The organism is Rhizobium aureum (assembly GCF_030182495.1).
GTDB lineage: Bacteria > Pseudomonadota > Alphaproteobacteria > Rhizobiales > Rhizobiaceae > Rhizobium > Rhizobium tropici_C.
This window is the reverse complement of record NZ_JAQJCI010000007.1, coordinates 128,309-148,823: the sequence shown is the minus strand read 5'-3', so window position 1 is coordinate 148,823 and position 20,515 is coordinate 128,309. Positions and strand designations below refer to the sequence as shown.

Below are 20,515 nucleotides of genomic sequence, written 5' to 3'. Positions count from 1 at the left end.
CCTGAGGAATTGAGCGGCGGCCGTCCTATCAAGCTCAGCGCTCGCTCAAGCTCGCCGCTGCTTCCTTGACGGCGTAGCGCCAGCGCCGCATCTGATCGCATGTGCGGAACCAATGCGCCGTCAGCCGCAACAGGGGATGGCGCTTCACGGCGCGGTAGTGAATACGCTTGCCGATGGTCGTGGCGGCGCGGTGCGGGCTGAAGTCGACAAGATTTTCAAATGTCGTGAAGGTTTCCACGCCGGTCGACCAGCCGCGCTCAAGAGCGACGTCATAAGGAAGAAGCATGGGCTTCAGCGTCGTCAGCAGCTTCTTGGCGGCCTTGCGGTTGACGATATAGCAGGCAGCCGACCCCTGCGGGCCGTGCATGCAGCGGCCGACGACATCGTTTTCAGCGGTTTCGCGGATCGCCTTGAAGCCGACGAGGCGGTGATTGACGAGCTTGACGAGGCGCGCGCCTTGAACGCTTTCCATGGCTGCGATCGCGCGTGGAATCAGCCGTTCGTTGAGCTCGACGTCGTCTTCCATGATGATCGCCATCTTGTCGCCGCTGGCGACAAACTGCTCCAAAGCAAGCAGATGGCTGCGATAGCAGCCGTATTCGCCGGGCAGAAGCTTGCGTCCGTTATGATAGATGAAGGACTTCGGATGGAAATCGATGCGATCACGCTCCGCGATCACACGACCGTCGACGGCGGGAATGCGCGTGATGTCCAGGTCGTATTCCATCGCCTGGCTGCATAGGCGTTCCCAACGCTCGCGCGACCGATCGAGGTTTATGACATAGATGCGAAGCTGCTGAGCGGCTTCGTCAGCGATGTCGGGATCGACAAGGCGAGGGATACGATTAATCTGTTCGAGAATGACTGTTACTCCTGCAAACAGAAACCGCGGCGACAGCAACTAAGAAGACTTTTCTACTACTATATAACATGCTTATGACTTGTCGCAAATGCCGGTTGCGCGCCCATGTTGTATTTGCGGATAAAAGCATTTTATTTGGTGTAACGCAGCGTGAACGAATTTCCGTCGCTACCCCATCGATCATTTGAACGCGATTTCGACGGGCGGCCTGTTGGCGCGCGACAGCGGCGTCATTATATTCATGCGGGATGCTGAAGTGGCTAATTCGCATGGGTAAAGGATTGTCGCAAGTCATGTTGACCAAATCGAAAATCGCCATTGTTGCGCTGTTTCTGGCAGGTCTTGCGCCGACTGCAGCCTTTGCAGAGAACCCGCTTCTACCCCAGCCATATGTCGCTCCAGTCTATCCTTACAAGAACCTGCCGGGCGTAACTGCGCCAAAAATGGCGGCAGACGAAAAATTTCAATGCCGCACGACCACGTTGCACGCGGATTATTTCCGCGAAGGTCTGTTTTACCGGAGCCTTCCGCGCCTCGGTTATGTCTGCGATCAGGATGGCGTGATTTCCAGCAGCACCAGAAAACCGAACTATCAATACTGGCAATATAACGGCCCTGACAGATAACGGGTCCGGCTCTGCCGAAATAAGCGGCAATCCAGTCAAATCGCGCGCGGCCTCATCCCTGAGAGCTGCGCTTTTTTAGGCGATAATCTGAAAATAAATTTCATGTTTTTGAGTAAATGCGCGAACGTCGTTGACGAATGCGAAAATTTGCCCCAAGCTTACGAAAATAAATTACGTAATGGGAACATAAAAGCATGCGAGTGGGAATCATTGGGCTGGGATTCCGCCTGGGATATCTGGGCTATGTCTTCAAGGCGATCGACGAAAGCTTCGAGATTGCCGGATATGTCGATCCCGCGCCCGCAGGCCTGCCCGGTTTGATCGAGAAGGGCATATCGGCCGGAAAGGCCTATGCGACGCCTCAGGAGCTGATTGCCAACGAGAAGATCGATCTGCTGATGATCGGCTCGCCCAATCACATGCATCTCGATCACATCCGCATCGGCCTCGAGGCCGGCCTCAAGATTTTCTGCGAAAAACCGATCGTCACGACCATTAAGGACAGTATCGAGCTTGCCCGCCTGATGGCGAAGTTCGGGCACGAGCGGCTGATGGTCGGTCTCGTGCTGCGCTATTCGCCGATGTACCGCGATCTGTTGGCCGCGCAGGCGGAAGGAAAGCTCGGCCATGTCGTTTCCATTGAGGCCGCCGAGCATATCGAGCCCTATCATGGCGCCTTCTTCATGCGTGACTGGCGCCGCTACGAACATTATTCCGGCAGTTTCATGCTGGAGAAATGCTGCCACGACCTCGATCTTTACAATGGTGTCGTCGGCGCGCGGCCGGAGCGGGTGGCAAGCTTCGGTGGCCGCAAGAGCTTCATCCCGGAAAACGATCCGGCACGGGAAGGCATCAACGATCTCGAGCTCTTCCATCGCAAGCCGAGCGGTTGGATGGGGTCGGACAAGGTCTTTGACAGCGACGGCGACATCATCGATTATCAGGTGGCGATCGTCGAATATGCCAATGGCGTCGGCATGAACTTCCATACCAATCTGAACGTGCCGGATCAGTTCCGCCGCTTTGCCATCATGGGTTCGCGCGGCATGGCCGAAGGTGATTTCATCCGCGGCTATTTCAACGTCCATGAAGTGCTCACGGGCAATAAGGTGATCGAAAACTCCTACGCGGCCACCACGCTTTCGCAGCATTACGGCGCCGACGAGCAGATGGCGGCCGATATTATTGCGCATGTCAAATCCGGGCTGCACCTGCCGGTCTCGACGCTGAATGCGCTGGAAGCGGGCATTCTGGCGCTCTCGATGGACGAGGCGCGAATGAAAAGAGCCGTCGTGGACCTACGTCCGGTCTGGGACGAATTCGACGAAGCGCTCTATTCGAGAGCCGCCTGAGGAGGGGCGCAAGATGGGTGTTCAACGCAGCACAGTCATCTTCGCCTGGATCCTGCTTCTTCCGGCTCTCCTCTATGTCACCGTCGTCGTCGCCTATCCGCTGGTGGACACCGTCATCCTGTCCTTCACCGACGCGTCGTTGAAGAAGGTGACGAATTGGGTCGGTTTCGAGAACTACGGCAAGATCTTCAACGAAACATTCGCATCGGTCATCGTCCGCACCTTCATCTGGACGTTCTTCTCCGTGTCGATCAAGATGATCATCGGTACCCTGGGCGCGGCGCTATTGAATTCCGCCGTCCCTGGCCGTGCGCTTTTCCGGATCCTGACCATGCCGCCCTGGATCGTGCCGATGGCGATCGGCATCTTCATGTGGGGCTGGATGTATAATGGCCAGTTCGGCATGATTTCAGGTCTGCTGCAGCGTTTCGGCATCGTCGACAGCCCGGTCGCCTTCCTGGCCTATGGCAGCTCGGCCTTCTGGGCAACGATCGTTACCGACGTCTGGATCGGCGTGCCGATGGTCACGCTCTATATGCTGGCGGCCATGCAGGCCGTCCCGCACGATCTCTATGAAGCCGCCTGGACCGACGGCGCCGGCCGTTTCTATCGTTTCCGCCGCATCACCTTGCCGCTGCTGGTGCCTTCGCTCGTCACCATGTCGATGCTCTCGCTGATTTCGACGTTCAACTCCTTCGACATCATCTGGATTCTGACCCGCGGTGGCCCGAATGGGGAGACGACGACGATGATCATCGACACCTATCGCACCGCGATCGGCTCCTACAAATATGGCGAGGGTGCCGCGCGTGCCGTGTTGATCTGCATCTTCCTGTCGCTCTTCTGCCTTGCCTATTTCCGCCTGACCAGCCGCTTTTCCGCAGGAGCCAAGCGATGAGCCAGCCCGCCATGATCAATCGCTACAAATGGTACGAGATCATCGGCATTTATGCCGGAATCCTTCTGTTCCTGGCTTTCGTGCTGGCACCCTTCATCGAAGGGTTCCTGGTGTCGCTGAAGCCTCTCAGCCAGCTATTCTCGTCGCCCTACCATTTCATTCCGGAAAACGGTTCGTTTACGGCCTACCGGACGATGTGGACCAGCGTGCCGGGCTTCGCCTGGTACATTTTCAACTCGTTTCTGATTTCCGGATCGATCACCATCATCGTGCTGATCCTCGTCGTGCCGGCCGCCTACGCCTTCGCACGTTTCGAATTCAAGGGATCCGGCCTGCTGCTCGGCGCGTTCCTCGCGGTCAAGATGTTTTCCGGCGCCGTGCTGCTCATCCCGCTGTTCCGGCTCATGCGCTCCTTCGGCGTGCTGAACACCTATTTCGCCATGATCGTGCCGGGCGTCGCCTTCATCATCCCCACCGGGATCTGGCTGCTGCACACCTATATCAGGCGCATTCCGCGCGAACTCGACGAGGCAGCCTATGTCGATGGCGCGAGCCAGTTCTATACGCTGCGCCGTGTCATCCTGCCGATCGCGATGCCCGGCATCGTCGTCGTTGCGATTTCCTCGTTCATCGAGGCTTACGCGCAGCAGTTCATCTATGCGCTTACCTTCAATTCGAAGACGGAATACATGCCGCTGCCGGTCGGGCTCTTTGCCTATTTCGGCCGGCAGGAGGTCGTCTGGAACGAACTCATGGCCGCAAGTTTCGTCGGCATCGCGCCGGCTCTGGTCGTGATCTTCTTCCTGCAACGGTATCTCGTCAGCGGTCTGACCGCCGGCGCGGTGAAGCAATAAAATCAATCAACCACCAGAGAGAACGGGAGCTTAAACGTGACATTCCATTTCAAGACGGGGCTTCTCGCCCTTGCTTTGCTCGGCTCCACCGCGCTTGGCGCCGTCAACGCCCAGGCCGCCGACAAGGAGATCAGCTGGATCTATTGCGGTGACAGCATCGATCCGATCCATGTGAAGTACATCAAGCAGTGGGAAGACAAGAACCCCGGCTGGGCGGTCAAGCCGGAACTCGTCGGCTGGGAATTGTGCCAGGATAAGGCGACGACGCTTGCTGCTGCCGGTACGCCGGTCGCCATGGCCTATGTCGGTTCGCGCACGCTCAAGCAGTTCGCGGAAAACGATCTGATCGTTCCGATCCCGATGACGGATGACGAAAAGAAGAGCTATTATCCGGGCATTGTCGATACTGTCACCATCGATGGTCAGCAATGGGGCACACCGGTGGCCTTCTCGACCAAGGCTCTCTACTGGAACAAGGACCTGTTCAAGCAGGCAGGTCTCGATCCGGAGAAGCCGCCGACCACCTGGGCCGAGGAAATCGCCGACGCCAAGACGATCAAGGAAAAGACCGGCATCCCGGGCTACGGCTTGTCGGCCAAGACCTTCGACAACACCATGCACCAGTTCCTCCACTGGGTTTACAGCAACAACGGCAAGGTCATCGACGGCGACAAGATCGTTCTCGACAGCCCGGAAGTGCTGGCCGCCCTCCAGGCCTATAAGGACATCACGCCTTACTCGGTCGAGGGACCGACGGCTTACGAGCAGAACGAGATGCGCGCCATCTTCCTCGACGGCAAGGTCGGCATGCTCCAGGCGGGGTCGGGTGCGGCCTATCGCCTGAAGGAAACGAAGATCAACTGGGGCGTCGCGCCGTTGCCGCTCGGCCCCTCGGCCAAGGGCCCGGGCACTTTGCTTATCACCGACAGCCTTGCAGTCTTCAAGGGCAGCGGCGTCGAGGACAAGGCGATCGAATTCGCCAAGTTCATCACCTCGCCTGGCCCGCAGGGCGAGTACGAGTTGCAGGGCGGTGCCGGCCTCACGCCTCTGCGCCCGTCGGCTCAGGTCGACGAGTTCGAAAAGAAGGATCCCTTCTGGAAGCCCTTCATCGACGGCATCAGCTATGGTGGTCCGGAACCGTTGTTCAAGGACTATAAGGGCTTCCAGAACGTCATGATCGAGATGGTCCAGTCGGTCGTAACCGGCAAGGCCCAGCCTGCAGACGCCTTGAAGAAGGCCGCTGCCGATCTCGAGCAGTATAAATAAGTCTGCAAGTCACCGGGCCGCGCGCGCACCACGCGCGGCCTTTGGAGCCCTGCCCGCCCTTGGCGGCGCCGCGCGGAGACAGAGTTTGGGAAAGCTGCACCTTAATCAGGTCAAAAAATCTTATGGTCATTTTGAGGTCATCAAGGGCGTGGAACTCGACGTCAACGACGGTGAATTCATCGTCTTTGTCGGTCCGTCCGGCTGCGGCAAGTCGACCTTGCTGCGCATGATCGCAGGTCTTGACGATGTGACCGGCGGCGACATCAAGATCGATGGCGCCCGCGTCAACGATCTGCCGCCCGTCAAGCGCGGCATTGCCATGGTCTTCCAGTCCTATGCTCTCTATCCGCATATGTCGGTGTTCGAGAATATCGCCTTCCCGCTGCGAGTGGAGAGAATGCCGGAAGACAAGCTCAAGACCAAGGTCGAGCATGCCGCGCGCATCCTGCACCTCGATAAACGGTTGCAGGAAAAGCCGGGCCAGCTGTCCGGCGGTCAGCGTCAGCGCGTCGCCATTGGCCGCGCCATCGTGCGCGAGCCGAAGATCTTCCTCTTCGACGAGCCGCTGTCCAACCTCGATGCCGCGCTGCGTGCCGACATGCGCATCGAGCTGGCGAAGCTGCACCGCCAATTGCAGGCGACCATGATCTATGTGACGCACGACCAGGTCGAAGCCATGACCATGGCCGACAGGATCGTAGTCTTGAATGCCGGGGAGATATCGCAGGTCGGCGCGCCGCTGGAGCTTTACCACAAGCCGGCGAATACCTTCGTTGCCCGCTTCATCGGCAATCCGAAGATGAATTTTCTGCCTGTCACCTGCGCTGGCGTCAGCGACGCGGGCGTGGAGGTGGATTACAAAGGTCAGAAGGCCCTGCTGCCGGTGACACCGCGCCCTGGCTTTGCCGGCAAACCGCTGACGCTCGGCATCCGCCCGGAGCATGTCCAGCTTGGCGACGGTGATCTGACCCTGACCATCGTGCCGACGGTCGTGGAACGGCTCGGCGCCCAAACGGTCGCCTATGCCACGGCTGATGGCATCGATGAGAATTTCTGTGCGACGCTGGAGGGCAGTGCGGCCATCCGCATGGACGTGCCGCTCAAGACCGGTATCCGCCTCGCCGACTGCCATCTCTTCGACGAGAACGGCCAGGCATTCGAGCGGCGGGTGGAACTGGCCGAAATCGACATGGACCTGCTGAGCCGAGCCGCCTCCTGACGGGAGCAGGCCCGGAAGCAACCCATCCGCCCTCGTGGTTCGAGACGGCCCTTTGGGCCTCCTCACCAGGAGGGCTGATCGATCTCGCCCAGCCCTATGCTCGGAACTCGCTCCGCCCTCATCCTGAGGCCGTCGAAGGACGAGGGTGGCCCCCGATGCAACCCGCGGGTAGCGGATCGCCCTACCAGACCAGGCCGCGAGCCGCCACATCCTCGACGCGGGTCACCACGCCATCGCGATGAAACACCATCTGGTCGAAAAGATTGGAGACGACGCAGGTGTGGTTCGGGATGATGCGGATCTTGTCGCCGATCTCAGGGCGAGGGCCGGTGCACTTCGACAGGTCGATGACGCCGTGCTCCTCGGAAAGCCCCTTGATGACGGCGTCGGGATAGCCGACCACCTGGCCATAATCGGCAAAGCCGAGAAGATCCGAGGTGAGCGCCTTCGAGCCGGCATCGATGACGGCCCGGTCTTCCGTCGGCCTTGAGACGACGGTGGCGAGGATATGCATCGCGCAATCCTCTTCGCGGCAATGGCCGGCCCGCACCATGGAACGGTCATTATAGATGTAGGTGCCGGCACGATGTTCGGTTGCCGCGGTCACGAGATGCGCTTCGAAGAGGCTCGGCGTGCCGCCATTGCTGACGATCGGGCATTCGATCCCTTCGCCCTTCAGGAGTTTCACGGCTTCCGACAGGAATTCCTGTGTCGCAGCGGCGTTGTCCGGCTTCGGATAGGTCATCAGGCCGCCGAAGACGAGGCCTGGCTGGCCGCCGATATGCTTGCCGAGAGCGGCAGCCTGCTCGGGCGATTGCACCCCGCAGCGCGCGCCGCCTGTGTCGCATTCCACCAGCACGGTGAGCGGTTTGCGGGCGGCGAACCAGGCGGAAAGACCATCGACCGTCACCGCACTATCGGCTACGACCTTGAGGCCGGAAATGCGGTCGTTCAGAGCGGAAAGCCGTGCGAGCTTTTCAGCTCCAAGAATATTGAAGGTGATCAGAATATCCTCGAAGCCCGCATCGGCGAAAGCCTCCGCCTCGGTGATCTTCTGGCAGTTGATGCCCTTGGCGCCGGCGGCGACCTGCGCCTGCGCGAGCGCGGGGATCTTGTGCGTCTTGATATGCGGGCGGAAATTCAGGCCATGCTCGTCCATGTAGGACTGCACGCGGGCGATGTTCGCAGCCAGCCGATCTTCGTCGATGACCGGGCGCGGCGTCGAAAGCCCATCGATCCGGTCGCCGGGCTTGGGACTGATCTGCGAGGCGATGTCATGAGAAATGTGATGGGCCATGTCAGGCACCTTTCCGTTCGTCTGCAAAGGGATCCGGCACCATCGGCCAGATGTCCTTCCGCGCGCGGCGATAGGGCGTGCGCGCCGGATTGTTGGGATAAGGCGTTCCCGCCGAGCAGTAAAGGATCTGCGAGGCGATCTTGGAGAAGGACGCATAGAAGTGATTGGTCGACTTGATGACCAGGATCTTTTTGGTCGTGGGATCGATGCCCATGACGGAGAACAGGCTCGGATCGAAGCTCTGGGCACGCGTCGAATTCAGGATGATGTCGATACCATCGAGCTGAATATGCGCGGCATCGCCGAAGGGGGCGAAGCTTTCGCCGAAGCGCATCTCTGCATTGGTGACAAGGCGGACGATCTTGACGCGGCCGTCGATTGGATTGCCCGTGCCCGGCGCCGATTTCGCGCCGAAGCGCAGCGGGATTTCCGCGCCTTCGCCGGCAGCCATGCAGATCTGCACGGCCATCGGATCCCAGATCGTGCCGATCGCCGTGTCGGTAGCACCGCGATCGAGCAGTTCCTGCAGCACCACCGTGGCGTCTCCCGCCGTGCCGCCGCCGGGATTGTCCCAGAGATCGGCAATCACGACCGGACCCGCGGTTGCAGCCATCGCCTGGCTCACGGCCTGCTTCTCGTCGATCTGCGGCATGATGAAGGTGCCGCGCCTGGAGAAGAGCTCCAGCCCGAGGTCGCGGGCGATTGCCGATCCCTTATCCGGCTTACCATCAGTGACGACGAGCAGCTTCGTGCCCATATCGGGCACGTCGCCGGCCATGAAGCCGTGAATGACCGAGATCGACAGGATGTCGGCATCGCTCTTTTCCATCGCCATGATCTTGTCGACGAAGGAGCGCATCGGCTCGCGCGATGTCGGGAAGACGTCGATCATGCGGCAATCGAACACCGACATGACCGGCTTGACGCGGCCTTCCAGCGTATCGATGGCAATGCGCCAGAGATCTTCGGCGCGATCGACGAAATCCGTATGCGGGAATTCCTTGAAATAGACGAGGAAATCCACGGCCGCGAGGCGCTTTTCGGTCAGATGGCTATGCGGGTCGAGTTCGGCACAGACCAGGATATCAGAGCCCACGATCTCGCGGACGCGCGACAGGAAATCGCCCTCCGTGTCCTCGTAACCATCCGCGACCATGGCGCCGTGCAGCCCGAGAATGACGGCATCGACAGGCATGGCCGCCCGCAGCTGGTCGAGAATCTCGTCCCGCAGCTCCTCGTAGGTCCGGCGGTTCACCAGCCCGGCCGGATCGGCCCAGGCGGCGGTGCCCTCGATCACGTCCCAGCCCTTTTGCGCGGCAATGCGCCGTCCCACGGTGATCGGCGCCGAACACAGCGTCGGCGTTTCCGGATGCGTCCCGGGGGGAGCATAGAGAGAGGCTTCGAAAGCACGCCGGTCGATGCAGATGGGGGAGAAGGTATTCGTCTCGGTCGCGAGGGTCGCGGTAAAAATGCGCAACGCCGTCGCCTCTATTCCATCGGGTTCGGCAGATAACCGGTAAAGCCGCAGATCTTCCAGCGGCCCTCATGCAGGCGGCAATAGTAAAGCGTCTGCCATTTCAACACGTCGATGCCGCCATCCGACTTCTTCAGGCTGCCGTCGAATTTCTTGCGCACGAGAGCCATGTCGCCCTCGATCTCGATGTCTTCGAGCGTCGTCGTGGTGAAAATGGCCGTACGCGGATCCTCGGCGAAGGACTGGGTGGCAAAATCGCGCGCCTGGCGCAGCCACTCGTCGCGATAGGCGGATAGTGTCGGGAAAGCGAGGCGCCACTTGTCGGGGCTGATTTCGCGGCGGCCGTCGATGCCGATGAAGCCCTCTTCGACGAAATCGGCTGATACCATCGACCAATCGGCGGCGAGAAAAGCGTCGATATCGCGCGAAACGAGCATTTCCCAGATCGAGTGCCGAGCGACGTCGCTGGCCGGGAAAGGATTCTTGAAAGGATCACGCATTGTAACCGCCGTCATTTAAATTCTTTTCATAATTTTCGATTTTCGCTGGTCAAATTCCGCTTTCTATGGTCACTTGTCAACGCACCAAGAAAATAATTTGCAGGAACTGGATGGCGGCCATCACACGTCAGGGTTTCTGCCGGATGGGGACGAATGGCAATGCGCGCCCGCCCGTAAGCCTGTCCACAGGCAAAGGCGGGAACGGTGAGATTGAGATGGATTGCGTCGCTTACTACGTGTCAAACGTTTGGAAAACTGCGACAAAGGGGGGCTGATGGATATCTTCACGACCATGCAGGACGAGAGGGGCCGGCTTTCACAATCGGAAATCCGCATTGCCGACATCGTTCTCAACGATTTCGAATTCGCCGTTAATGCGTCCATCATCGAGCTTGCGGGTAAGGCGGATGTCTCGCCGCCCACGGTGACGCGCTTCTGTCGTCGCCTCGGCTGCGAAAGCTTTTCCGATTTCAAGGTGCAGCTCGCGCGCACGGCCTATGTCGGCATGCGCTATCTGAAGCCCGAGCCGAAGAGCATAGCGCCGGCCGACGTTGCCCAGGACATTATCACCAAGGCGCAGAATGCGCTTTTCCTGCTACATCGCGGCCTGGATGTCGCCGCTATCGAGCAGGCGGCGAACCGGCTTGCCGGTGCCGAGATGATTTACGCCTTCGGCTCAGGCGGTAATTCCTCGATGATCGCCAGCGAGCTGCAGAACAGACTGTTCCGCTTCGGCCTGCGGATTACTTCAAGTTCCGACCACAGCATGCAGCTGATGATGGCCGCCGCCGCCAAGCCGGCGGATGTGCTGATCGGTTCGTCCTTCTCCGGCCGTAATGCCGAGCTGGTGCGCGCCTTCACGCTGGCGCGCGAAGCCAAGGTGCCGACGATCGCGCTGACGCAGAGTGGCAGCCCGGTGGCGCATGCCGCCGATATCACGCTGCCGGTCGACCTGCCGGAAGGCGACAACATCTATCGGCCGACATCGACGCGCATCGCCTATCTCGCGGTCGTCGATATTCTCGCCAGCCTGGTCGCCCATCGTATCCAGCCGCAGGCGACGGTGATATTGCGCCGTATCAAGCAACAGCTCGTGACCCATCGCGACGGCGACGATCGCCAGCTTCTCGGGGACTAGCCCGTCTGGAGCTACCGACAAACAACAATAAGGAGCGGCAACGTCCGCTCGGGAACGCATTAGAGGAACCATATGAGCAGATCCGTTGCCATCGTCACTGGGGCGGCCGGCGATATCGGTCGTGCCATCGCAAAACGCCTGGCGGATGACCATGATGTCATCCTGCTCGTCGATATAGACGAGGCGGCAGTGCAGACGGCGGCGCTGGCCCTCGGCCCCGCGGAACGTTTCGTGCCGCTCAAGGCGGATATCACCAGCGACGGCGATGTTGCCGCCATGGCCGAGGCGGCATCGGGATTGGGCGGATTGAGGACGCTGGTCAACAACGCCGGTGCCGCCCGCGCCGTCAGCCTTCACGATACGACGCCCGCCATATGGCGCGCCGACAATGCCCTCAATCTCGAGGCGGCGTTCCTCTGCTTCCGAGCGGTCGAGGACATGCTGAAGGCGTCGAAAGGGTCGGTCATCAATATAGCCTCCGTCAACGGCATGGCCGTCTTCGGCCATCCGGCCTATAGCGCCGCCAAGGCCGGGCTTTTGCATTTCACCCGGCTGGTCGCGGTGGAATACGGCAAGTTCGGCATCCGTTCGAATGCGGTGGCGCCCGGCACCGTGCGCACCCAGGCTTGGGAAGTGCGCGCCGCCGCCAATCCGAATGTCTTCGAGGAGGCGAGGCGCTGGTATGCGCTGCAGCGAGTCGTCGATCCCGTCGATGTCGCCAATGCCGTCTCCTTCCTCGCAAGCCCGCTCGCCGCGGCGATCACGGGCGTCTGCCTGCCTGTCGATTGCGGCCTGACGGCAGGGCAGGCGGAACTTGCCCACACCTTCTCACAGTCCGAACACTACTGAAGCTCTCTGTCAAGGGGAACATAATGCAGCCGTCCTCCTCCTATCATTTCGAAAACACCTGGTCTCCCGAGGGCGGAAAGCACGGTCGGCTGACCCTGACGCTTTTCAATTTTTCGGATGCGCCTCTTTCGAATTTTCGCCTTGCCTATACGACGCTGACGCGCCTCGTCGATCCGCAAGCCTGCGACAATGCCGTCTTCGTGCGCCGCAACGCCAATTTTCATGAGTTCGCGCCGCCGGCTGGCCTGTCCATCGCGCCCGGAGAGAGCTGGACATTCACCGTCTCGGCACTTCATAGGGTCGCGCGGCATTGCACCGACGGCGCGAAATCCGCCTATGTGACGCTGGCGGACGGCACCCATGTCACGGTCTTGACATCGGATCTCCTGCTGGCCGATCGCGCCAGCGAGCCGCCGCCGGTGCTGCTGCCGGAAGGCCGGCTGGAACTTCCCTTCGCCATCCAGCCCTGGCCGGCAAAGATCGATGTCAAGCCGGATCAAGATTTCCCTGTGGCACTCTATCCAGCGGAAGGCTCAGATGCTGCGAGTGTGAAGGCGCTCGCCACCGCGCAGGCGCTGTTCCGCCGTCTCTTTCCTTCCAATCACATCCCCTTCAGCCTCATTGCCGCGCCTGGGGGCCGGGCGCTGCGTTTCGTGGAGCGGCCGGCGCTCGCCCGCGAAGCCTATGAGCTTTCCTTCTCCGGCGATGAGGTCGTGCTTGCCTTCTCCGCCGCTGCGGGCCGTCTCTATGGCCTGACGACGCTGGCGCAGCTTCTCGATGGCGCGCGGCGCGAGCCCGGCAAGTTCCGCTTCCCGGTTTCCGGCGTGATCGCCGACCGGCCGCGTTACGGCTGGCGCGGCTGCCATCTCGATGTCTCCAGGCAATTTACCCCCAAGGCGGACGTCCTGCGCCTGCTCGACATTCTTGCCTGGCTGAAGCTCAATATCTTCCATTGGCACCTGACCGACGACGAGGCCTGGCGGCTCGAGATCCGCGCCTATCCGCAGCTGACCACCACGGGTGTGCTGCGCGGGCCGGACGAGCCGCTGTTGCCGCAGCTCGGCAATGCCGCCGAGCCGGTCGGCGGCTTCTATTCGCAGGATGACGTTCACGAGATCGTCGCCCACGCCACAGTGCTCGGCATCGAGGTGATCCCCGAAATCGATATACCCGGCCATAGCACCGCCACCCTCATTGCCCTGCCTGACCTGACGGACGGGCAGGAGGCACCCGACAGCTATCACTCCGTTCAGGGCTTCCCAAACAATGCGCTTAATCCGGCGATCGAGCTCACCTATGAGTTCCTCGGCAAGGTCTTCGACGAAATGGTCGAGCTCTTCCCGTCCGAATATATCCATATCGGCGGCGATGAGGTCGCCAACGGGTCCTGGCTCGCCTCGCCGCTCGCACGCGGGCTGATGGAGCAGGAAGGCATTTCGGGAACGTTTGGGCTGCAGTCCTATTTCCTGAAGCGCATCAAGGCCATGCTCGGCGAACGCGGCCGCAAGCTCGCCGGCTGGAACGAGGTCGCCCATGGCGGCGGTGTCGATCCGGAAGGCTCCCTGCTGATGGCCTGGGAAAAGCCCGAGGTCGGCATCGAACTCGCACGCGAGGGCTATGAAGTCGTCATGACGCCGGGTCAGGCCTATTATCTCGACATGGTGCAGGCCGATGCCTGGCAGGAGCCGGGTGCGAGCTGGGCAGGCACGGTGCCGCCCGCCCATACTTATGCCTATGAGGCAGAGGGTGAGTTCCCCGATGAGCTGAAGCATTTGATGAAGGGCGTGCAAGCCTGCATCTGGCAGGAGAATTTCATCTCCCGCGACTATTTCAACCGTCTGGTTTTCCCGCGCCTGCCGGCCATTGCCGAGGCGGCCTGGACGCCGAAGGCGCAGAAGGATTGGCTGCGCTTTGCCGCCATCGTCCCGCTGAGCCCGAAGCTTTAGAAGGGCGCCCCGACCTTCGCTCACGCTTCAGGCCGCCGAGATGGATTTTCGGCGGCTTTTTCGTGGGCTGGCTGCTATCAAGGCAACGGTCGACAGGATTGCGCGGTCATCGCGCAGGAGCGTTTTACCCCGCGCGCAGGGTCGCCATATCGGTCGGGAAGAAACCCGCCCACGCCATCACTGTCATGGCGGTGATGATGAGCAGATACCACATGGCGACATAATCCCCGACCAGCCGCCGGTTTAACGCGGCAAAGAGAAGAGCGACGCTGAAGGCAAGCCAGAGCAGATTGCAGACGTGGTTCATTTTGTTGTTCCCCTTATTCGTCTTACCTCCCTGCTTCAGAAGCTAGCCAGTCGGGAACGCGCCAGCTAGCGCTGTAGCGGGATGGAGGTTTGCGCTGAGCGCGAAGCGCGGATGGAGCGATCGGCGCTTGAGGCATGGGAAAGAAGTACCCGGCAGGCGAGTCGCGTCCTGCATCGGGCCTGAGCCGATGCTGCTGCAGGAGAATCTCAACGGCGCGCCCACAGCTCAGGAACATCTCGCCACCGCTCCCGTTATCGCCTCATGGCGTCAGGAGAGGAGTTGATTTCATGGATTATTATACGACGATCGCCGCATGCGTCGGCACCGGATCGTTTCTGATCGCAGTATTGATAGCGCTCAACGGTTGAGGAGGCGTGACGATGGAATATGGTGATTGGAACAACCCCGTCATAGTCGACCTCGGCGGTGCCGGTCGCTATGCGATCATAACCAACGCGCTCGATGCGGCCAACTGCATGAGCGACGAGTGGCCGGTAAGCGGCGGACCTGCCGTGGACGAGGCCGTTCTGGTATGTCTCGATGCAGTGCTCGGCAAGGCCTCGGCCGAGCAATCCCGGAGGGCTTTCCTGGAAGCGGCAGAAGAGGCAGGGCTTGATGTCAGACCGGACACCGAAAGCCTTCACTAGCGTAATATGAAGCACCCTGATGAAGGACGTGGCGCTTGAATCTGAAGCGCTTAGATCATCCAGAAGATCAGGCTGAGGATCACGATAACGGCGAGGATGAAACCCATCATCCTCCCGAGCCCTTCATTGACGTTACCATTGCCGACGATCAGATCGTACCAGTCGCTCTTATGGTCCATCGAAAATCCCTCAAGGTTTCCCCCATTAGGTCGACCTCTTCTCCGGCAGTCAATGATTTAAAGATTAGGCTGAAAGGCTGGCCGTGGACGCGCATGCGATACACGAGGGAGCCACCTGCAAGCCAAAGCCGGAAGTGACGATAACAACAAATTGGTAATACAACCTATGATAATGATTTGCTGTTTGAATCAGAAAGTTTGATTTGATGTCTGGTCAATCTATTTCTATTGCGTTGATGGCACAAAACGGTGCAAGCCGATGCTGGATCATTCTCTTTAGCTTCTGCTCTTTGTATGTCGGGCTCGCGGCGATTGCCTGGCCCTCCCGCTATTTCACTTTGTTGGGCATCTACGCGCAGACATTCCTTACCGGTATCCCGATGATTCTGTTCGCTGGCCTCATCGCCGGTGGCGTCTTGGCGGACAAGACGGCCCCGTTGCGGGGCGCGGTGCGCATTCTTCGAAACCGCGGGCCGCAGATGACGGCTGTCGTCCTGGGTTTCCTGCTGTTCCTTACGGCTTTCACCACCTTCAAGATCGCGATCTCTGAAATCAGGCCTTTCTATGCCGATCCCCTGCTTGCCAATATCGATCGAGTGATCTTTGGCACTGATGCCTGGCTCCCCAGCCACATGATGGTCAACAGGCAGATGCTTCCTGTTCTGGCGTTCCAATATGAAGTCACTTGGAAGGTGATGTGGTTCGCCATGTTCGTCTTCATCGGCCTTTGGCGGGATCGGACGCGCGGTGCCAGATACCTGCTCGCCCACGCTCTGACACTGATCATTTGCGGGACAGTCCTCGCGACGGCCCTGTCGTCAGTCGGCCCGATCTTCTATGACCGGATCTACGGCGGCGATCGTTTCGCTGATCTCGCCAAGATCTTGCAGGGTCAAGGCGATGCCATGGATACCTGGCGGACCTCAAACTACTTGTTCCTGGCATATCAGAGCGGGCAGCCTTATCTCGGTAGCGGCATCAGCGCCATGCCAAGCATTCATGTGGCGGTTGCCGCACTGAATGCCTTCTTCCTGACGAGCCTGAACCGCTGGCTGGGCATCATTGCCTGGAGTTTCTTTGCCGTAATCGCTTTCATGTCGGTCTACACCGGCTGGCATTACGTCTCGGATGGCGTTTTGTCGGTCATAGTGGTTAGCATGATTTGGTACGGCATAGGCAAAGTGTCGAGATCTGACGCTGACGGTTGAGCGACATGGTGAGCTGATTTTCAGCCACTCGCGGAAGGTACAGGTTTTCTGTTTCTCGTGGCGCTCGTCGTCATGGCGCCAACTCTCCGCGTCCGAGGGCTTCACCGGCAGGTAGAGGCCGATTGAATTGGCAAGCCTGCAGCTCTTTTCACGCATCCTCGCTAAAGCGACGGGATCCGAGGCACGGCCGGGAATTTGACGGTGAATTCAGACGGTATTCGGAGCTGTGGGTTGGCAGTGATTGCAATCCGTCCCGAAGAAACAGATTGACACAACCTCATACAGATTTCCGATTTTGCGGGAGATCTCAATGAGTTCATCATACGGATTCAAAAAAATCCGCATCGGATAAAACCGATTGAAAAATGGAATGGTGCCCAGAAGAGGACTCGAACCTCCACGCCTCGCGGCACAGGTACCTGAAACCTGCGCGTCTACCAATTCCGCCATCTGGGCGACGGACACGCATGTAAGGGGGTGGCCGTCCGGTGTCAACAGGGTTTTTGAAGTTTTAGTGTCAATCGCGAAAAAAGCGGCTGAAGCCCGGGTCAAACCCGGGCTGCAGCCCATGCGCTGATGAGGCCAAGTCCCTGTTCCAGCAGGGCCTTTGCCTCGCTTTCGGTCGAAGCTTCCACATAGCAGCGCATTTCCGGCGCATTGCCGGAAGGGCGGAAATGGATGATTCGGTTATCCACAAGCGTGACCCTGAGTCCGTCGATGTCGCTCTTGGACGCGACGGTCGCGATCGGTTTCAGGAAATCCGCGAGATTGGCGTCGGAAGCACGCAGATAGGCCATCAGCGCTGCGCTGGTCTCGACCGGAAAATTCTCCAGGCGGTCGGCGGCGGCAAAGGGCAGGCGGTAGCTGCCGGCAACCACCGAAAGCGGCTCGCGCGCCTTTGCGGCGGCATAAAGCGTCGCGAGGATCGGCAGGAAGCTGTCGCGAGTCGGCAGCGGTTCGAAGGGTTTGCCTTCGACGCTGCGGCGGCTGGCCGTCAGCGTGCCGCCATTGGCCTCGAAGCCCATGACATTGGCCTTGCCGGCCGCAACGGCCTCGTCCATGCCGGCGATCACATAGGGCGAGCCGACGCGGGTGCGGATAACGGAGTAGGAGCCGGCCGATTCGATGCCAGAATTGGACGTAACCGGGGTGACCACCACCTGCGCGCCGAGGAAGTTTGCGGCGATGAGGCCGAGCAGATCGCCGCGCAGCGGCTCGCCGGTCTCATCCGCCACCAGCGGCCGGTCGCCGTCACCATCGGCTGAGACGATGGCATCCAGCCCTTGTTCCGGTGCCCAGCCTTTCATGAGGCGGATCGTTTCGGGCGAGACCGCTTCGGTATCCACCGGAATGAAGCTCTCCGAGCGGCCGAGCGGCACGACGCGGGCGCCATAATGCGAAAGCACCTCACCGAAAAGATCGCGCGCCACCGTGCTGTGCTGATAGACGCCGACGGTAAGTCCGGCGAGGCTGCCTGACGGCAGCAGGCTCTTATTGCGCTCCAGGAACAGTACGGCGGTCTCCGCCGTGCGATTTTCCGCCGTGGCTGGCGTTTCGTCGAGAACGGAATCGCCGATCGCAAGCGCCTCCTCGCTGATCGCCACTTCGTCGCGCTTGTCGATCTCGCCGTCCGGCCGGTAGAATTTGATGCCGTTGCGGTCGGCCGGGATATGCGAACCAGTGATCATCAGCGAGGCCGCCTTCAGCTGAAGCCCGTAAAGCGCCAATGCCGGCGTTGGCAAGGTGCCGCAGTCGATGGGCGTCAGGCCCGCCCTCTTCAGCGCGCCGATGCAGGTGGCGGAGATTGCCGGGCTCGATTCGCGGAAATCACGGCCGACGAGGACGAGATCGCCCGATTTAGCATGGCCGCTCTTCAGCAGATAGCGGGCAAAGGCGGTGGCATAGAGAGCGGATGCCCGTCCGATGAGGTCTGCGGATAGGCCGCGAAGGCCGCTGGTGCCGAATTTCAAGCTGCTCACAGGCAATCTCCCTAGCAATGATCGGGCTGTTATGGAGCAAGCGGCGTCGGCGATCAACTGATTGCGAGCAGTTGGCCGCGAGAGGCGGTAGCACTGGTTTTACCTTGCCTGCGACCCCAGATAGGTTAACGGCTGCCGCGAAAAGCATGCGGTTTCGCCGCGGAGCGGATAGGAGTTTATCATGACTGTTTGCGGCAGGATCGCGCTCGGATATGTTCTTGCACTCGCCGTGCTGGCGCAGGCGGATTTTGCGGCTGCCGCTTCGAATTCCCCGAAGATCGTCATTCCGCCGCGCAGCACGAATTCCGTCATCTGCGATTCCCGGGGCTGCTTCGGCTTCGGGGAGCGGCAGTTTTACACGCGCCCCGGCCAGCCGCTGCCGATTGCGCCGCCCTATACCGGCGGGGTCAACCGCTACGACGCTCCGCGAGTTCAGATTCCGCCGCGTGAAACCTATACGCCGCCGAGGACGGTCTATCCTTCGCCGGCCCAGCAGCGCACGCGGCATCAGACATGGTGCGCCGAACGCTACCGGACGTACAATCCCGGCACCAACCTCTATTCCACGATCAATCGCGGCTTCCAGCCGTGCCGCGCGCCCTTCGACTGACAGCTCGGCGGCGAAATCGGCTCAGCTTTCCAGCGATGCGCGATCGGTATGGCCGAGATCGCGCTCGGGATCGATGACATCGCGCACCCGCTGCTTCAGCTCCTTCGGTCCCGGGAAGCCGCCATCCCGCTTGCGCTCCCACAACAGCTCGCCGTCGATGCGGATTTCGAAGACCCCGCCGGTGCCGGGGATCAGCGCTACTTCGCCGAGGCTGTCGGTGAAGGTCTGCAAGAGCTCCTGTGCCATCCAGCCGGAGCGCAGAAGCCAGTTGCATTGGGTGCAGTAGAGAATGGTGATCCTGGGCTTGTCGCTCATAGTCATGATCCTTCGCTGTTTGCTGAGATCTAGGCTCAACTTTAGTCCGCTGCAAGCCAAAGCAATTTCAGGAAGAGTGCCAGGCGGTTTTCCGTCCGGAATTGCACGGGGAAAGACGGCCAGAGCGGTTCGGCATCTCCGTCGAGCGCTGAAACGCTCCAGCCACTTGCCTCTCCCGCAGCCTCATGCTCATCTCCGGTGGTAACATTGCTTGGGAATCATCGGTATGCGCGTCGCCATCATCGAAAATATGAAGAACACCCCGCTCGGCGCTCTCGGCATTGCGCTCGAAGAGGCCGGGGCCGACGTCGAATGGTTTCGCCCCTGGAGCGGCGAAGCGCTACCCGGGGAGACGGCATCCCACGATGCGCTCGTCGTGCTCGGCGGCGAACAGAGCGCGCGCGACGACGACACCCATCCCTATCTGCCGGAGCTGGCGAGGCTCATGCGCCGTTTCGAGGGGGAGGACAAGGCCGTGCTCGGCATCTGCCTCGGCAGCCAGATCCTGGCGCGTGCCTACGAGGCCGAAAATCTGCTCGGCACCGCCCATGAGTTCGGCTGGAAGACGATCGGCCTGACTGATGAGGGCAGGAAAGACCCGCTGCTGGCCAATGTCGGCGACGAATTCACCATTTTCGAGTGGCATTCCGACACCTTTACCTTGCCTGATGGAGCCACGCGCCTCGCGGCCAATGGCGTGACGCGAAACCAGGCCTTCCGCATCGGCCGCGCCACCTATGGCACGCAGTTCCACTTCGAAGCCAACGCTGCCGTGGTCGAGCGCTGGCGCGGCGAATTCAGGGAAACCATCGAGCGCAAGGAGCCCGGCTGGCTTGAGAGCTATCCCGAGCTTGTCGCCAAGTACGCCGCTGCCGCTGAGACGGCGGGTCTTGCTATCGCTCGCGCTTGGGTGCGGACGATCAGGGTGCAGGCAGAGCTTCCGCAGGCCGCGGAGGCTTGAGGGTCGCTGATGATCGGACACGTCCAAT

Annotated in this window: 21 protein-coding genes and 1 tRNA gene; 13 read left to right on the top strand and 9 right to left on the bottom strand. The window is 60.5% G+C overall.

Annotated features, from left to right (window positions below):
• Positions 1-34: 34 nt before the first annotated feature.
• Positions 35-901, bottom strand: a complete 867-nt coding sequence (locus PH552_RS18520; protein ID WP_285166212.1) for a glycosyltransferase family 25 protein — start codon at positions 899-901, stop codon at positions 35-37.
• A 230-nt stretch (positions 902-1,131) separates the two neighbouring features.
• Between PH552_RS18520 and PH552_RS18515 the strand changes: the two genes are divergently transcribed.
• The 6 genes from PH552_RS18515 (at position 1,132) to PH552_RS18490 (ending at position 7,077) form a co-directional block, all read left to right on the top strand.
• Entirely contained in the window at positions 1,132-1,488 is a 357-nt protein-coding gene (locus tag PH552_RS18515; protein WP_285166211.1) for a hypothetical protein, read from the top strand.
• Between the two features lie 194 nt (positions 1,489-1,682).
• Complete coding sequence (locus PH552_RS18510; RefSeq protein ID WP_113251041.1) at positions 1,683-2,840, top strand: Gfo/Idh/MocA family protein; 1,158 nt, start codon at positions 1,683-1,685, stop codon at positions 2,838-2,840.
• Positions 2,841-2,853: 13 nt separating this feature from the next.
• The gene (locus PH552_RS18505; protein ID WP_112343510.1) at positions 2,854-3,738 is read left to right on the top strand and encodes a carbohydrate ABC transporter permease; all 885 of its coding nucleotides are present in this window, start codon (positions 2,854-2,856) and stop codon (positions 3,736-3,738) included.
• The gene (locus PH552_RS18500; RefSeq protein ID WP_183762223.1) at positions 3,735-4,592 is read left to right on the top strand and encodes a carbohydrate ABC transporter permease; all 858 of its coding nucleotides are present in this window, start codon (positions 3,735-3,737) and stop codon (positions 4,590-4,592) included. Before PH552_RS18505 ends, PH552_RS18500 begins: the two co-directional genes overlap by 4 nt.
• A gap of 36 nt (positions 4,593-4,628) precedes the next feature.
• Positions 4,629-5,858, top strand: a complete 1,230-nt coding sequence (locus tag PH552_RS18495) for an extracellular solute-binding protein (protein WP_112343512.1) — start codon at positions 4,629-4,631, stop codon at positions 5,856-5,858.
• Between the two features lie 85 nt (positions 5,859-5,943).
• Positions 5,944-7,077, top strand: coding sequence for an ABC transporter ATP-binding protein (locus PH552_RS18490; protein ID WP_183762225.1), 1,134 nt, complete (start codon positions 5,944-5,946; stop codon positions 7,075-7,077).
• A gap of 181 nt (positions 7,078-7,258) precedes the next feature.
• Here the strand turns inward: PH552_RS18490 and PH552_RS18485 are convergent, their stop codons facing one another.
• Genes PH552_RS18485 through PH552_RS18475 form a run of 3 tightly spaced genes read right to left on the bottom strand, consistent with a single transcriptional unit; the run spans position 7,259 to position 10,348 of the window.
• Positions 7,259-8,374 carry a D-TA family PLP-dependent enzyme gene (locus PH552_RS18485; RefSeq protein ID WP_285166210.1) on the bottom strand — a complete coding sequence of 372 codons (1,116 nt, stop codon included), beginning with the start codon at positions 8,372-8,374 and terminating at the stop codon, positions 7,259-7,261.
• 1 nt (position 8,375) lies between these two features.
• Complete coding sequence (locus tag PH552_RS18480) at positions 8,376-9,851, bottom strand: M81 family metallopeptidase (protein WP_183762230.1); 1,476 nt, start codon at positions 9,849-9,851, stop codon at positions 8,376-8,378.
• Between the two features lie 11 nt (positions 9,852-9,862).
• Positions 9,863-10,348, bottom strand: a complete 486-nt coding sequence (locus tag PH552_RS18475) for a hypothetical protein (protein ID WP_112343824.1) — start codon at positions 10,346-10,348, stop codon at positions 9,863-9,865.
• Between the two features lie 274 nt (positions 10,349-10,622).
• Between PH552_RS18475 and PH552_RS18470 the strand changes: the two genes are divergently transcribed.
• From PH552_RS18470 to PH552_RS18460, 3 genes are all read left to right on the top strand, one after another.
• Complete coding sequence (locus PH552_RS18470) at positions 10,623-11,486, top strand: MurR/RpiR family transcriptional regulator (RefSeq protein WP_112343515.1); 864 nt, start codon at positions 10,623-10,625, stop codon at positions 11,484-11,486.
• Positions 11,487-11,558: 72 nt separating this feature from the next.
• Entirely contained in the window at positions 11,559-12,335 is a 777-nt protein-coding gene (locus tag PH552_RS18465) for an SDR family oxidoreductase (RefSeq protein WP_183762232.1), read from the top strand.
• A 23-nt stretch (positions 12,336-12,358) separates the two neighbouring features.
• The gene (locus tag PH552_RS18460; protein WP_183762234.1) at positions 12,359-14,281 is read left to right on the top strand and encodes a beta-N-acetylhexosaminidase; all 1,923 of its coding nucleotides are present in this window, start codon (positions 12,359-12,361) and stop codon (positions 14,279-14,281) included.
• Positions 14,282-14,405: 124 nt separating this feature from the next.
• On the opposite strand, the gene PH552_RS18455 is transcribed toward PH552_RS18460, so the two are convergent.
• Positions 14,406-14,588, bottom strand: coding sequence for a hypothetical protein (locus tag PH552_RS18455; RefSeq protein ID WP_112343518.1), 183 nt, complete (start codon positions 14,586-14,588; stop codon positions 14,406-14,408).
• 380 nt (positions 14,589-14,968) lie between these two features.
• On the opposite strand from PH552_RS18455, the gene PH552_RS18450 reads away from it, so the two are divergent.
• On the top strand, positions 14,969-15,235 hold the full coding sequence (locus PH552_RS18450; protein WP_112343519.1) for a DUF982 domain-containing protein: 267 nt from the start codon (positions 14,969-14,971) through the stop codon (positions 15,233-15,235).
• Positions 15,236-15,285: 50 nt separating this feature from the next.
• Here the strand turns inward: PH552_RS18450 and PH552_RS18445 are convergent, their stop codons facing one another.
• A complete protein-coding gene (locus PH552_RS18445) occupies positions 15,286-15,414 on the bottom strand; it encodes a hypothetical protein (protein WP_281024030.1) in 129 nt (42 codons plus the stop codon).
• A gap of 380 nt (positions 15,415-15,794) precedes the next feature.
• Here PH552_RS18445 and PH552_RS18440 point away from each other — a divergent pair, with 380 nt between their 5' ends.
• Positions 15,795-16,622, top strand: coding sequence for a phosphatase PAP2 family protein (locus tag PH552_RS18440; RefSeq protein WP_183768559.1), 828 nt, complete (start codon positions 15,795-15,797; stop codon positions 16,620-16,622).
• A gap of 371 nt (positions 16,623-16,993) precedes the next feature.
• Here PH552_RS18440 and PH552_RS18435 read toward each other — a convergent pair.
• Positions 16,994-17,078, bottom strand: a tRNA-Leu gene (locus tag PH552_RS18435).
• Between the two features lie 92 nt (positions 17,079-17,170).
• Positions 17,171-18,601: a phosphomannomutase gene (locus PH552_RS18430; RefSeq protein WP_285166209.1), complete on the bottom strand. Its 1,431-nt coding sequence runs from the start codon at positions 18,599-18,601 to the stop codon at positions 17,171-17,173.
• 181 nt (positions 18,602-18,782) lie between these two features.
• Between PH552_RS18430 and PH552_RS18425 the strand changes: the two genes are divergently transcribed.
• Entirely contained in the window at positions 18,783-19,211 is a 429-nt protein-coding gene (locus PH552_RS18425) for a BA14K family protein (RefSeq protein WP_183762240.1), read from the top strand.
• Between the two features lie 21 nt (positions 19,212-19,232).
• Here PH552_RS18425 and PH552_RS18420 read toward each other — a convergent pair whose 3' ends face one another.
• Complete coding sequence (locus PH552_RS18420) at positions 19,233-19,526, bottom strand: Rdx family protein (RefSeq protein ID WP_034514177.1); 294 nt, start codon at positions 19,524-19,526, stop codon at positions 19,233-19,235.
• Between the two features lie 226 nt (positions 19,527-19,752).
• On the opposite strand from PH552_RS18420, the gene PH552_RS18415 reads away from it, so the two are divergent.
• Positions 19,753-20,487 (top strand): type 1 glutamine amidotransferase, encoded by a 735-nt coding sequence (locus PH552_RS18415; RefSeq protein ID WP_112343523.1) that lies wholly within the window; start codon positions 19,753-19,755, stop codon positions 20,485-20,487.
• Positions 20,488-20,515 lie beyond the last annotated feature (28 nt).